General features: G+C 73.7%; 1 protein-coding gene. It reads left to right on the top strand.

The window, feature by feature from the left end:
* The coding region (locus tag BGO22_RS16180; protein ID WP_286851739.1) for a molybdopterin-dependent oxidoreductase at window positions 1–1,367 on the top strand (1,367 nt) is incomplete at both ends.

Raw genomic sequence — 1,367 nt, 5'->3', positions numbered from 1 at the left:
CAACGAGTGCTGGATCGCCGACCGCGACCGCTTCTCCTACGAAGCGCTCAATGGCGCGGACCGCCTCACCCAGCCCATGCTCAAGCAGGGCGGTGAGTGGAAGACCGTGGACTGGCAGACCGCGCTGGAGTACGTCGCCAATGGGCTGCGGCAGGTCAAGGCCGCGCACGGCGCCGGCGCCATCGGCCTGCTGGCCAGCCCGCACGCCACCGTGGAAGAGCTGGCCCTGGCCGGCGCCCTGGTGCGCGGCCTGGGCAGCGAGAACATCGACAGCCGCCTGCGCGCGGCCGACCCCGGCGCCGTGGCGCCCCAGGGCCAGGCGCGCTGGCTGGGCCGGCCCATCGCCGAACTCTCCACGCTGCAGCGTGTGTTGGTCGTGGGCTCGAACCTGCGCAAAGACCACCCGCTGTTTGCGCAGCGCATCCGCCAGGCCGTGCGCCGCGGCGCGCAACTGAGCGCGCTGGTCGAGGCCGCGCCCCAGTGGGCCATGAACGTCAAGCACACGCTGCTCAGCGACAGCGCGGCCTGGGTATCGGCCCTGGCCGGCGTGGCCGCCGCGGTGGCCGCCGAGAAGGGCGTGTCCGCTCCGGTGCCGGTCGAGGCGACCGACGCTCAGCGCGCCATCGCGGCCTCGCTGCTGGGCGGCGAGCACAAGGCGGTGCTGCTCGGCAACGCCGCCGCGCACCACGCTCAGGCCACCAGCCTGCTGGCCCTGGCCCAGTTCATCGCCCAGCACACCGGCGCCAGCGTGGGCTACCTCACCGAGGCGGCCAACACCGTGGGCGCGCAGCTCGTGGGCGCCGTGCCGGGGCAGGGCGGCCTGCACGCCGGCCGCATGCTCGGCGGGGCGCTCAAGGCCGCGCTGCTGCTCAACGTGGAAGCCGAGGACACGGCCCCCGGGCTCCAGGGCCTGGCGAACACCGACATGGTCGTGACCCTGAGCCCCTTCAAGACCAACCTGGACGTGAGCGACGTGCTGCTGCCGATCGCACCGTTCACCGAAACCTCCGGCAGCTTCGTCAACGCCGAAGGCCGCCTGCAGAGCTTCCACGCCGTGGTGCGCCCCCTGGGCGACACCCGCCCGGCCTGGAAGGTGCTGCGCGTGCTGGGCAACCTGCTCGAGCTGCCGGGCTTCGACGCCGATTCCTCGCAGGCCGTACTCGCGCGCGCGCTGCCGGGTGTCGAGTCGGGCGCCTTGGTGGCGGCCGAGCGCCTGAACAACCAGGCCCCTGGCACGACCATCGACACCACGCCTGCGGCGGCCCCGCCCTGCGTGGCCAGCATCTACCAACTCGACGCCCTGGTGCGCCGCGCTCCGTCGCTGCAGCTCACGGCCGATGCCCGCCGCGCGCGCGCAGAAGAAGGGG

This window comes from Hydrogenophaga sp. 70-12 (assembly GCF_001897365.1).
Taxonomy (GTDB): Bacteria; Pseudomonadota; Gammaproteobacteria; order Burkholderiales; family Burkholderiaceae_C; genus Hydrogenophaga; species Hydrogenophaga borbori.
Note: the sequence above shows the minus strand (reverse complement) of the source record. Positions and strands in the feature narration are given on the sequence as shown.